This window comes from Leptolyngbya sp. Heron Island J, assembly GCF_000482245.1.
In the GTDB taxonomy this organism is placed as follows: domain Bacteria; phylum Cyanobacteriota; class Cyanobacteriia; order Phormidesmidales; family Phormidesmidaceae; genus Leptothoe.
Map to the genome: position 1 here is coordinate 135,717 of NZ_AWNH01000014.1, position 12,349 is coordinate 148,065.

The 12,349-nt window shown below is 44.4% G+C and carries 11 protein-coding genes; 2 read left to right on the forward strand and 9 right to left on the reverse strand.

What is annotated here, in order from left to right:
- Window positions 1-31: 31 nt before the first annotated feature.
- The 8 genes from N836_RS44210 to N836_RS44245 form a co-directional block, all read right to left on the reverse strand.
- On the reverse strand, window positions 32-1,492 hold the full coding sequence (locus N836_RS44210; RefSeq protein ID WP_023071022.1) for a sugar transferase: 1,461 nt from the start codon (window positions 1,490-1,492) through the stop codon (window positions 32-34).
- A 38-nt stretch (window positions 1,493-1,530) separates the two neighbouring features.
- On the reverse strand, window positions 1,531-2,307 hold the full coding sequence (locus N836_RS44215; RefSeq protein WP_023071023.1) for a WecB/TagA/CpsF family glycosyltransferase: 777 nt from the start codon (window positions 2,305-2,307) through the stop codon (window positions 1,531-1,533).
- 46 nt (window positions 2,308-2,353) lie between these two features.
- Window positions 2,354-3,559 carry a glycosyltransferase family 4 protein gene (locus tag N836_RS44220; RefSeq protein ID WP_023071024.1) on the reverse strand — a complete coding sequence of 402 codons (1,206 nt, stop codon included), beginning with the start codon at window positions 3,557-3,559 and terminating at the stop codon, window positions 2,354-2,356.
- Window positions 3,560-3,578: 19 nt separating this feature from the next.
- Window positions 3,579-4,316 carry a class I SAM-dependent methyltransferase gene (locus tag N836_RS44225; protein ID WP_235071033.1) on the reverse strand — a complete coding sequence of 246 codons (738 nt, stop codon included), beginning with the start codon at window positions 4,314-4,316 and terminating at the stop codon, window positions 3,579-3,581.
- A gap of 139 nt (window positions 4,317-4,455) precedes the next feature.
- Window positions 4,456-5,355 (reverse strand): hypothetical protein, encoded by a 900-nt coding sequence (locus N836_RS44230; protein ID WP_023071026.1) that lies wholly within the window; start codon window positions 5,353-5,355, stop codon window positions 4,456-4,458.
- Window positions 5,356-5,410: 55 nt separating this feature from the next.
- Entirely contained in the window at window positions 5,411-6,226 is an 816-nt protein-coding gene (locus N836_RS44235) for an FkbM family methyltransferase (protein ID WP_023071027.1), read from the reverse strand.
- A gap of 3 nt (window positions 6,227-6,229) precedes the next feature.
- Window positions 6,230-7,540: a flippase gene (locus tag N836_RS44240; protein ID WP_023071028.1), complete on the reverse strand. Its 1,311-nt coding sequence runs from the start codon at window positions 7,538-7,540 to the stop codon at window positions 6,230-6,232.
- Window positions 7,541-7,699: 159 nt separating this feature from the next.
- Entirely contained in the window at window positions 7,700-9,769 is a 2,070-nt protein-coding gene (locus tag N836_RS44245; RefSeq protein WP_023071029.1) for a glycoside hydrolase family 10 protein, read from the reverse strand.
- 443 nt (window positions 9,770-10,212) lie between these two features.
- Here N836_RS44245 and rpsO point away from each other — a divergent pair, with 443 nt between their 5' ends.
- On the forward strand, window positions 10,213-10,482 hold the full coding sequence (gene rpsO, locus N836_RS44250) for a 30S ribosomal protein S15 (protein ID WP_023071030.1): 270 nt from the start codon (window positions 10,213-10,215) through the stop codon (window positions 10,480-10,482).
- A gap of 56 nt (window positions 10,483-10,538) precedes the next feature.
- Window positions 10,539-11,033, forward strand: a complete 495-nt coding sequence (locus tag N836_RS0137110) for a PAM68 family protein (protein WP_031291683.1) — start codon at window positions 10,539-10,541, stop codon at window positions 11,031-11,033.
- Window positions 11,034-11,076: 43 nt separating this feature from the next.
- On the opposite strand, the gene N836_RS44255 is transcribed toward N836_RS0137110, so the two are convergent.
- Complete coding sequence (locus N836_RS44255; RefSeq protein WP_023071033.1) at window positions 11,077-12,324, reverse strand: ATPase, T2SS/T4P/T4SS family; 1,248 nt, start codon at window positions 12,322-12,324, stop codon at window positions 11,077-11,079.
- Window positions 12,325-12,349 lie beyond the last annotated feature (25 nt).

A 12,349-nucleotide genomic window follows, 5' to 3' on the forward strand; every position in this document is an offset into this window, starting at 1 on the left:
TAGATAGTTTAAGCAGCTTCAAAGTGAGAATCTAATAGGCACCTAGCCCAGTCACGACTATTCGCAGGGTGGTTACCATGATCTCTAAATCAAGGTTGAGGGACCAGTTGTCGATGTAGTGCAAATCTAACCGGGCGGCATCATCAAAAGTTTCAATGTCAGCTCGACCTGAGATCTGCCATAGTCCGGTAATTCCAGGAAGTACCTGATGGCGAATATGATGCCAGGCTTCAAACTGAGCCACGTCTCGTAGCGGTAGAGGACGCGGTCCCACCAGGCTCATCTGGCCAAGCAATACGTTGAACAACTGGGGCAGTTCATCTAAACTTGTGCGCCGCAGAAACTTACCCACAGGCGTCACACGCGGATCGTGCTGGAGTTTAAACATAATGCCATCCGCTGTTTGGTTTTGCTGCTCTAGCTGGGCCTGACGTTGGGGGGCATCTATTGCCATGGTGCGAAATTTCCAGACCTTAAATACTTTGCCTCTGAGCCCCATGCGATCTTGTCGAAAAAAGATAGGTCCGGGCGAGGTAAAGTGAATTGAGATCGCAACTCCCACAAATATCGGACTCAGCACCACCACAGCTAAAGCCGCTAAACCATAATCCAGCCAGCGTTTGAGGCGATAGTCCACACTCTGAAAAACAGAGGTTTCAATCATTAACGTGGGCAAACCAGCCACAATCTCCGGAATTCCACGTCGGTAAAGCATTTCTCGACTTGATGGCAGCAACCGTAGAGGAATTTTGGCCCCGCGCAATCGCCAATAAAGTCCCGATGCTAGCTCCACGTCGGGGACATCTTCAGCCAGCACCTCATCAGGCTGAGCCGCTAAAATACGCTGAAACGTTGCCTCTGCATTAGCTGTTGAGACCATAGCAGCCCCCACTACCTGATAGTGAGACCGTCGTTCTAAAGTTTTTGACAGTCGATGCATGCGGTCCGGATGAGTAATTAGAAATACCCGTGACGGCAGCCGGGTTCCTTGCCAATAGGTGAGTAATCCATTGCTCAGAAGACGGGTGACCAGCACTAACACCACGCTGCTGACCCAGGCACTAAAAAATAGCGATCGCGGGGCATCCAATTTTGGATCATAAAAATAGGCTAGTACCAGCGATACAAAATAAACACAGCTCACCAGCTGCGCCGCTCGCAGATAGTCTCGTGCTCTGACGGTCGCGCCATAAAGACCAAAATGAGTAAATAGCAGCAGCGTCATTCCAGCAAACAGCCAAAACAAACTGGGTAGCCCCAGCCAAGTCCACCACACTAATCGCTCAGGAATTGGCGAATAAAACTGATTTAGAAATCGCGCTAGCTGCCATGCTAATCCCAGGGCCAACGCATCACCAATCAGCAAAATGAAGACCCTGATGCTACCCCAACGTCGCAGAGGGTTTAGCCGATAAGCAGCTCGAATATCTGTGCTGATACCAAACAAAAAATTCTGTCTTCGACTTGATTTTAGGGAAAACGGCTCTTTCATCAACGAGTTTGGAAAACTTAGCGCCCTGGGAGCAAACGTCAGCTAGAAGAATGCCCTGGCCTTAGGATAGACCGCATCGCTCGATTCATTAACTGCAGTCCAAATAATATGAGAAATGCTGTGTTATTCACCATATATCGCCGCCATAGACGACGCGGTTCCTGCCATAGACGATAGACCCACTCCAATCCCCAGGCCATCATCCACCGGGGTGCTTGGGAAACTTCACCGCTGTGAAAACTAAAGGCAGCTCCAACACCAATCATCACAGCATTGAGTTTGCCATGCTGACGCGCCATCCATTCCTCTTGCTTAGGGCAGCCTAACCCGACAAACACCACAGCGGCTCCAGATTGATGTATCCGCTCAATATCAGCCGCGTCTTCAGCTGGAGTCATCGGCCTAAACGGGGGTGCATGGATACCGGCAATTATTAAATCTGGACACTGTTGCTGCAGATTCTGCACCAGATGCTGCAACATCACATCAGTGCCGCCATAAAGATAGATGGGTAGCTGTTCATGGGCGGCGCGATCGCACCAGGCTAGCATCAAATCAGGGCCATATACCCGCCCCTGACGAGCAATCCCCAACTGTCGCAGCCCCCACACCAAGGGCATCCCATCAGGAGTTACTAGGGCCGCATGGTTGAGTACTCGACGATAGGCTCGATTCCAATAAGCGGTCATCACCACATGAACGTTGGCCGCAACAATGTAGGAGGATTGTTTGGTATGGGCCCAGAGGGAAATGCGATCGCAGACATCCTGATAACTGGTTCCATCAATTCGTATCCCCAAAATTCGTCTAAACATTCAAAACCTAATCACTCGATACACAAACCTGATCTCTAATTTGCACTCATTCAGCTAAGACCTTTCGATATGCTTCATCTACTTTTTTAGCGATAGCTGGCCAACTAAATTTTTGCTGTACTTTTTGATAACCTGTCTGTCCCATTCTTTGAGCAACATCAGGATTTTCCAACAAGTCTAGCAGCCGCGCCGCAATGGCTTCAGCAGTCTGTTCTACCAAAAAGCCATCGACACCATCTGCAATTACATCAGCCACTGCTGGAATATTACAACCAATCACGGGCTTGCTAAATGACCAAGCCTCAGTATAAACTCCGCCGAAACTCTCTTGAGATGAAGGAACACATAATAGATCACAAGCTGCTAATGCATCAGTTTTTGTTGCTAAATCAACCATACCCAATCGGTGGATACGAGGATCAGCATATTCTTCAAATGCCTTCTCCGAAGATTTGACGACAGGACCAATAAAAACAAACTCTGCATTTGAACAGCTCTGCCAAACCTTTTCACAAGCAGCAAGTAATTGTCGGTAGCCTTTGTAGGCATAATGCTGTCCTAAAAACAGGACCATAGGTCCCTGCACTTTATAAATCTCTCGAAAGTTTTGGGGATAGCTTTTTTCATGAACTATTGGGCCATGGCCAATCGTGTAAATCTTATCTGCAGCTACCCCTAGTTCGATCAAAATTCTCTTCTCCGCATCAGTCAGGGTAAAAACACCATCGGCCTGACGATAAATATCCAAATACAGACGATAGCGCCAACCTACCCAACGAGGATGATGCACAGGAGTTAAGACAAAGGGTAGATCATGTTTACGAGCTAGCTCCAAGGAGGCATAACTCAAAACTTCTCGGCCAATACGGACATTATGAACCAAGTCAACATTAGAAACAAAGGGGTCTAGCTGTGGCAATCGTATGGCTGAGAGTTTCTCAACCGCCTGCTTCATCCAAACGTGGTACATTAGCACATATGGCAACATTTTAAGTTTTTCTCCCCAGCCTGTATCAAGACAATGTACGGGAATACCATCTATCTCATAATTTTGTGATGCTGTTGGAGCGTTGAGTGTAGTGCCTAACAACCAATCAGTACGGTTACGCTGCCAATGAGTTACCACCTGAACGTGACAATTGCTCAGTGATTGAGCTAAATGATGTTGATGAATTTGCGCACCACCAACGCTAGGAGGATAGGTGGTTAGCGTGTATAACAGCCTTAGTGGGTTAGGAGAGTTTGCGGTCATGGTGATATCTATTCTGCACTTATTGCTTGAAGGCTAATGCTTGAACCGCAGCGCCTAAACCAACGCGTGGAGCTATTTGATAGATAAAACCAGCCAACTTTTTCAGGGCCCAAGGCCAATGAACAATACTTTCAACAATCTGAGGAGCACTAGTACCTACGACAATTTGATCAAATCCAGCTCTGTGTAGTGCATGTCTCAAAGAAACAGGTGAGAAATAAAGAATATGCTCTGGCGGGATAATATGAGACCAATTTTTTCCCTTTAATCTTGCACCCAGGCTTTGAATATTGGGGGTTTCCACAAATAGCAAACCACCGGGGATCAAAAGATCATAACAGCGCTTTAACTGAGCTATTGGGTCTAATAAATGTTCGATCACATGGTAGCTAGTAACAAGATGATAGGAACCGTCAGGCACATAAATTTCCGTCATATCTCCTTGAAGAATATGGTTGCCAACCTTCTGACTAGCCCGATCAACAGCATCTTTGGCTAATTCTGTTCCAGTAACATGCCAACCTGCCTGTTGCGCAACCTGAAGGAAATCCCCTGTACCACAGCCGACATCCAGCAACTTACGTCCTGTTTGTACCGCCAACTTCGGAGCATAGCGATGCAACATGTTCTCTAAAAATTGATAGCGGTTCTGGGCGAAGTGCATATTGGCCATAGCACTTTCACTAAACCTGTCGTGATAACCATTGTTATAAAAGGCCTCTAGCTCTTCAGGGGTAGGTCTTGGAGTAAAAGCCACAACTCCACAGTTCTGACAAGTCACTAGTTCACCATCGTTTAGTGAGTGCAGTAACTGATGGGCGTTGGAATAACAAATGGCACAGTTTAGCGTATGCATAAAGACTCCGAAATGTCTTGTTGAATTGAGAAATTATGTCTTACACCTGTAACCAACTACGAATTTTACGACGACCACGAGCTAACCGGCCAAACTGATGACGTTGGGTTAAGGCATCAGCTTGAGCATCACGGATCATGAGGGAAGGATGTTTAAGCGGGAACAGCATAGGTTCAGTCATCATCTCAGCAAAGGGCGAATACTTATGGGTATGATGTGTACCGGTTAAGCCAAATCCAATATTGGATACCAAATTGACATTTGGCAAAATACATAAGCCATTTTGCATCCAACAAGACAGCGTCCAAATAAACCCCCAAGCATTAATTTTCCTTTCATAGGTTTGCTGAAACTTCTGCTGCCAGTAATTTGCCGCTAATCGGTTCCCCAAAATGTCCTGTAGCCAGTGATTATCTCGAACTGTCGGCCAGTAAGACATATCAGCGTCATAGTGTTGCCATGCACGTTTCCATGTGGCCCATCCCCAACAATGAGGATATCGAGAAAAATAATAACTATCTTTGGTGCGTCGTCGACCAAACTGAAAGTTATCACCCGAAATAGCCATCACCCTTTCATCTATTGAATAACAATTTAGAAGCTCAGTACAAAATCGAAAAAACGAAGGCTCTGGCACACAATCGTCTTCTAAAATGATGGCAGACTCAACTTGCGAAAACACCCAGTCAAGCCCACTAGCTACCCGTTGACGACAGCCTAAGTTGTGAGTGGCATAGTTTGTGTAGATTTTACATTCCCAAGAAATATCGTTAATTAGTGATTTGACCTGAGCGCAGCTATCAATATCACTTAAAACATTCTCTCTGGGACCGTCCGCAATTATATAAAGATCAGATGGCTTGACTTTTTCTAGAGCACTGAGCACCTGTCTAGTAAGGTCAGGTCGATTAAATACGATCAGAACAACAGGTGACAACATATTAGACCTCTATCATCAAAAAATCGGCTTAAACCAAAACATTTCAATGAATTTATCAGCTCTCTAAATTTATATTTTTTCGAATGGCTACAATATTTTGATATGCAAACAATTCTGAAATCAATGCATCTTCAATTTGTATTGATAGCAAACCATCCTGCATCAATCTGTACAAATCATAATTAGATAGAATTTCAAAGAAGTCCTTCATAAACACTCGACTAGACCGATTCATTGAATTAAACTCAAACTGAATAATATCAATCTTCTCAAGCCTTAAACTATCTTTAGACCCCATCAAAACAGCAAATTCATGCCCTTCCGTATCAATTTTCAAAAGATTGACATGTTTGATTTTTTGATCGATCAAAAAATCATCTAATGTTGTAGCTTGAGCCTTATGTTGATTAATTCTTTTATAGCCCTTCTGTAAAATTACATCTTTATACAGCGAGGCATGGGCAGAACTATCATCTTCAGAATCTAAGGAAGCATAATCGAAAATATCAATAATTTTCACACAATCAGAAAATGCTAGATTAAAGGCATAATAGTCTAAAATTTTTGAATTCAACTTCAGTTTTTCAAAAGCTTTAGGATGGGGCTCAATGGCATATAGCTTTGCCATCTTGATATTTTCTTTAACGGCACAGCTGTAGTTGCCAATGTTTGCCCCTACATCTATACAAACAAACTCATGCCATTTATGAGAAGCAATCTTTTCTAGTAAGTACTTCTCTCCACTGAGAGTAGAATTCTCATAATTTAGAATTCCTAATCCTCGAGTACTTAGCGAAAACATCAAACAATGAATTGGATAGAAAATCTTCCTAGCGAATAGATATTTATAAAGCATGACAGCTTTATTCATAATTCACCCACCAAATGCTTGAATTTGTATTCTGAATACAGGTCGAAAATCTTTAATAAAGTAGTTAACAAATATCCCAGCGAAAGCACGAGCTATCACAGTAGATATAGATGCTCCTAAAATGCCAAATTTTTGAATAAAAAAGCAGTTAAGTATAATATTTAAGCAGGCACCTAGTATAGTATTAACAATCATCTTATTGGTTTTACCTTCAACGATTGCCCACAAACTTAGGACTAACCCCATGCAGACAAAGAAACCTCCTATAGAATGAGCAATTAAAGCATTTTCAGCAGCTATGTATTCGCTACCGAACAACATACTGATAAGGCTTTTTGAGAAAAAGAACAGCAAGATTGCTATAGCAATTGAAACCAGGCCCAGAGATCTGAATAAGAGTTTAAACAAATTTTGATACTCTACTTGATTGTTTTCCTGTTTCAACTTTACGGCAATAGGTAACAAAGACCTTGTCAATATAGTTGGCAGAAAATACCAGCTTTCAGAAATTTTTGATGCGGCTGAATATAGCCCTAGCGATTCAGCCCCCAACATTTCTTTTATCATTATCTGGTCAACACGCATGTAAGCAGTTACTGCTATGCCTGAAACCATTATTGGAATGCTAGCTTGCCACAAATATTTTATGTATCTAATAGAGACAGCCTGAAAAATAATAATTCGATTATTATCCAAATAATAAGCTATAGACAAATTACTCAAGCTGATTATGCTCTCACACACCATGCACCATGCAATTATCTCTAATGGTTGCTGATTAACTACACATAATATTTTAATAACAGAACCAATAAAGAGAGCTATTGAATTACTAATTACTAAAGGTCTAGAATTCAGATGAGCTTTGAATGAAAATCCCAGTACATCAATCGCTTGTATAGGGAGTACTAATCCTAAGATACATATCAGCAGTGTTATTTCGCTTTGTTGAGATGGGTAGAAAAATATTATTAGGAGTACGTATATTAGCACCCCTGAAATGAGCTTCATTAAACAGCAGGTTGCTAAAATACGCTCATGTTGATCTTCATCTTCAACTAAAAAGCGTACAGCTACATCATCTAATCCAAGCTTAGTGAATATACTAACTAAACTAATAATGGCAGTTGCATAGCTCAGAATTCCGAACTGATCAGGGCCCAAATAACGCGCTAGTACAAATACAACAATTAACTCACTGATAATTTTGGCAACTCGTTCAATCAAAAGCCAAGTAGTATTTAAAGCAGCTTGCTTTGCTCTTGGTTGTATATATTTTAAATCTATTTTAAGCTTGGAAAACCAATATTTCATCTAAGAAAACTGTAGTAAAAAATACCAATAGTTTTATGAGTAATACTAACAATTATGACCAGTTTAATGCATAATTAAATGTGCATTAAACTGGTCGAGAAGTACGATACTTATAGATCTTTGATGTGAGCTATAATCCTTTTGATTTTATGCAGATATCTATGGTAGCTCGCGTGCCTCACCGTAAGCTAACAGGTGTTTAATAGTGACCAGACGGTGTTGCCAGGTTTGTAAGCGATAATTGTTTTGCTGGGATTTTACTGTTAAATCGGAACTGATGGATTGATCGAGTTGGTCTAGTTGAGATCGCACCTCCTGCAATTGACGATGGGAAGGATTTTCCGCCAGTTCTGCCAGCTGATCGCCCAACTTATTCACATCCTCTACCCATTGCACCAGCTGCTGTTCCGGCATCAACAGCTGATCATGACTCAACAGCCATCCCCACTCTCGCTGTAAAGCCTGATAGCGCTCAGCAGCAGTATTAAACGGTTGCTGCTGTGGCAATGAGTAGACAATATCCGCATCCCCCTGGGTATTACTCAGCAGTGTTTGAATCCCCTGCTGTAAATTATCCGCAGCAAACAAAGCATAACCACTTACTGGCAAATCTCGCAGCGTTTGAATTTGATCTAATGCTGCCATCTCAGGCAGATTCAGCAATCGAATTCCTGGAATAATTAGCGTTGAACCATAGTTACTCTCAAGCACCCAGGGATGAATCAGCTGCTCAAACCGGTTAGTATCCATGGCGTAGCTCATCAGCACTATCCAATCCACGTCGCCCCGCTGAGCCCACGTTTCCCAATCTTGCTGAATCTTGTGGATGCGTTCATGGGTCGATTTTGCAAACACAGCTGCTGAGATCGTCATCCCAGGTCTTTTTTGCCTCAACATCTGGGACGCTTCAGCTACAAATGAACTTACTTGCTCCATACGAAACTCGGTCCAACGATGCCATAGCTGGCGCTGGCGTCGCTGTTCATAGGGCGTCAGAGAGTTGTTATCCCGAGGAGACAACACCGCTGGGTCAACACCAGTTAGATCACGAAAACGTAATCGAGCAGCTGTGCCATATCCATAAGTACGATCAACACCTGGATCTTGAAAGGGATACCGTACGTAGTCAAATTGGACGCCATCAACATCGTAATTTGTAACTAACTCCTGCAACATCCGCATTAGATAACTACGCACCTCTGGATTAGCCGGGTCTAAAAAGGGTTTATCCTGGCCAACTGGCACAATTCGCCCCTGACGATCATAGGCGGCCCAGCCCGGATTGGCGTTGATTAACGGCCCTGGATAGTGAGTTGGTAGGTTTAAGAGCGAATTGTGACGACGATTACCCGCAGCAAAGAGCCAAACCCAGGCATGAACCTCAATTCCTCGCTCTTTGCCCAACCGTACAGCTGACGCCAAAGGGTCCCAGTGGCGGGTCAGAGGATTTTGCTGAGGGGCAATGCGGCTGGGATAAATAGGATAACCAGCATTAATAGCCTCAAAAAAAATCGTATTGATACCGGCAGCAGCCAGCCGATCAAATACCGCTGCCAAATTCTCTTCCGACCCAGCCCGCACAATGGTGCCGCGATCTAGCCACATGGCTCGCACCTCAGCCTGGGCCAACGATTGATTTACTGGAAACGCATTCCAAAGAGCCTGGCGTGCCTCAATCCAGCGTTGGCGTGCAGCCCCATAGTTTCGCTGAGCAATCAAGTCATCCCAATCGTTCAGAGTTTGCTGGGCCATTTCCAAAGCTGGATGGGTTAATGGAGTTTCCAAACCAGCACCACTGAGGCTCGCACTGAGACTGCCCGGAGCTCTGATCGATGCCAGTGCTAACTCTGCAGGCTGAGTGCTGGCATAACTATGGAGCAATGCGCCCTCAAATCGCCCCATTAACTTACTCAGTTCTTCCTGCATCGCTAAATCTAGGAACGGGCTAATTGCCTCATTCCCAGAGCGCACATCCAACCCTGGCGGTTCAACAGTGTGAGCTGGGTCGATCACATCCACAGCCAGCTGCACACCTGCTAGTTCATTCGATGAATGCTCTAGCCCCGTAGCAGATTCAGCCACTGGTGGCGATTGAGCCCTTCCTGGTGTCGCTAGAGCCAAGCCTCCTAACAAAATAGCGAATGCAGTGACAAACTGAGGATGAAACATGGGCAAGCGTAACAGACGGGTAAAAACTGACGCGACGACATCAATAACAGTGCTTGGCACTGCATGACTAAGGACTCAAACAAACCTGGAACTGTTGCTCAAAAGCCGTAGACCATAAGAGGACACCATTATCGGCAATGTTCCCACTGTTGAGAACAGCAAAACTAAGCAACTTGACTGAATTGTTTGGAAATTAGCCTAATCGTTTCAAAACCTGAGCAACCTGACTCAGAAATACCTGTTTGAGCAACCTGACAAAAATGATAATAATTAAAATACGTTCTTAGTGCAGGACAGGCAACCTGACTACGTCCTACACCTCTTTACACTCACTCCGCCCGCAGCTCAGGCATGCAAAGCACCAGGATGGAATAAGTTCTATATTTATGAAGCCTGACTGGCATTGGCTATAGTACAATACAAAATCCTGCGTTAAATTGTGCACAGCTTGCGCATTTAACTAAGCTCGTTTCCACAGACTGTAACTGTAATCGGTAAGCTCTATGGCGCTCCTGCAAGAACAAAAGCAATCAATTATTTCTGACTACCAAGTACATGAAACAGATACTGGTTCTGTGGATGTGCAGGTAGCCATGCTCACTGAAAAAATCAACCGGCTCAGTAAGCATCTGCAGATTAATAAGAAAGATCATTCATCGCGTCGGGGTCTGCTGCGTATGATTGGTCGCCGCAAGCGCTTACTAGCTTATTTAGTTAAGCAAGATACTGCTCGCTATCGGGCATTGATTCAGAAGCTAGGTATCCGTGGCTAAGATACTTAGGTAGCCATATTTGTCGCCTAGTCCACGCAGTCCAGTATCGCGTTTTTATGCCTTCCCCATCTCAGCGTGAGTCTTTGCCTTTTGAGCCTAAGTCCAATAAACGACAAGGCGAGCAGGCAAATTCATCTAGCTCAGCATCTTCTTCTAGCAAAGCCAGCTCAGAGGTTAAGGCATCACCTAAAAAGCCCAAACCTGGCAGTAAAAAGGCTGATGCAGGCATCCCAGAAGTAGTTAGCCGTCGTATGATTCGCCGCATGGCGGTATTTGCTGGGGTGCCGACAGCCTTGGGCATGTCTTCATTTGTAATTGCTTATGTTTTGCTGAGCCGACACATCGTCGAATTTCCCAATGTGTTAGTTCTCTTGGTTTCGTTAGGCTTCTTTGGTCTGGGTACTGTGGGTCTTAGCTATGGTGTTTTGTCGGCATCCTGGCAAGAAGACTTGGAAGGAAGTCTATTGGGAATTAGTGAATTCTCTGTAAACTTTCGGCGTTTAGTGCAGGGCTTGCGTAAGAAGCCATCTGCATCTGACGATGCATCTTAGGAAAAGAGGCATCCTAGAAAACTGTGATGTTGCTGCCCCTCAGCTACTGCCCAGGTTCCTGGATAATGGCGTTTAGCTGGTGCTCCATTTGTTTTAGCATGCTAATAATTGCTGGCAGCGTTTTCTGCTTGGTATCGTCCTGAAGCTCCAGGTTACGCTGTGCTTGAGATCGTAGTTCGTCGATGCGCTGCTGCAGATCATGGGCAATGCCAAGAGCATCACGACCCAGATTATCCATTTGTTGTTGCTGATAAAACCTGAGGGCAGCTCCTCTTAATACTTGCAGTGTTGCTTCTTCGCCATGATCCCCTGGCATGACTCGGAACCGCAGCAAGATTCGTTTTTGATTGTGTATACGTTCAATTTCAATTTGTTTTGGTTTACGAACGGGAATCAGAGAAAGGCTCATCATCCGTTTTAACTCATTGATTACACCCTGAAAAAGCTGCGCAGAAATATCCTCTACGACTGACTGTAGAACACCATCTTTACTCCACAGAATTCGGCAAATCGTACTTTGCCGTTCTAAATAAAGGCGGCCAATGCCTTCCTGGGTGATAACGCGCTTTAGCAGTGTTTGGGTGAATTCTTTGGGATTGAGGTTGTTATGGCTTAAGGGCGGCTCAGAAATTGTTTCTGACGGCTGCTCTTCTGGCGTTGGGGATGATGTGTCTGACTTTGTCGGTACTTCTTCTAACTGAATGTTTAAGGGCGGCTGAGTTTCCTCTTCGTTAGTGGTGTGTTCTTCTGGAGGCGGTAATGTTTGGGGCGTAGCGTCTGCTTCAGTTTTTTGAGTGGTGACTGACGATGGCGATGGTGGCTGAGGTTTAGTCGTAGGTTCAGCCATGATGACATCACGGGGATTTTCAATGATCTCAGTTGGAGATCCTACGACCAGTGTGGGCTGTTCTTCGAATGGACTACGTGGAGATTTTGCCTTAGGTTGAGACACTTGCGAGGCTTGACGGCTTTTAGCTGAGTGGCTCAAAAACTTTGATAATATCTCTCGATGCCAGTCAGAGGAGATAGAGCGCGATACGATAGAGCAATTGATGTAAGATACTTGACGTCTGACATAATCAGCTGCTTTTGTATCGTCAGGATTGACCATACCCAGGTTTAGACTACTCCCTTCTATCGAAAGGGGTAAAACCTGATAGTAAAGACAGGCTTCAAAGGGCAAGATTCCTTCTATTAGTAGGAACATTTGCTCCAGGTTTGCCATAGTCTCAGTCTGTTTGGGACTGATTGATAGCGGTGACAACGCCTTGTTTTCGGAAAAGGTTGACATGATGGCCACCTAGAATGGAATAACG

Excerpts from the sequence above, each read along its gene's own strand:
- N836_RS44210 (WP_023071022.1), bottom strand. The coding sequence starts at position 1,492 with ATGAAAGAGCCGTTTTCCCTAAAATCAAGTCGAAGACAGAATTTTTTG.
- N836_RS44215 (WP_023071023.1), bottom strand. The coding sequence starts at position 2,307 with ATGTTTAGACGAATTTTGGGGATACGAATTGATGGAACCAGTTATCAG.
- N836_RS44220 (WP_023071024.1), bottom strand. The coding sequence starts at position 3,559 with ATGACCGCAAACTCTCCTAACCCACTAAGGCTGTTATACACGCTAACC.
- N836_RS44230 (WP_023071026.1), bottom strand. The coding sequence starts at position 5,355 with ATGTTGTCACCTGTTGTTCTGATCGTATTTAATCGACCTGACCTTACT.
- N836_RS44235 (WP_023071027.1), bottom strand. The coding sequence starts at position 6,226 with ATGAATAAAGCTGTCATGCTTTATAAATATCTATTCGCTAGGAAGATT.
- N836_RS44240 (WP_023071028.1), bottom strand. The coding sequence starts at position 7,540 with ATGAAATATTGGTTTTCCAAGCTTAAAATAGATTTAAAATATATACAA.
- rpsO (WP_023071030.1), top strand. The coding sequence starts at position 10,213 with ATGGCGCTCCTGCAAGAACAAAAGCAATCAATTATTTCTGACTACCAA.
- N836_RS0137110 (WP_031291683.1), top strand. The coding sequence starts at position 10,539 with ATGCCTTCCCCATCTCAGCGTGAGTCTTTGCCTTTTGAGCCTAAGTCC.
- N836_RS44255 (WP_023071033.1), bottom strand. The coding sequence starts at position 12,324 with ATGTCAACCTTTTCCGAAAACAAGGCGTTGTCACCGCTATCAATCAGT.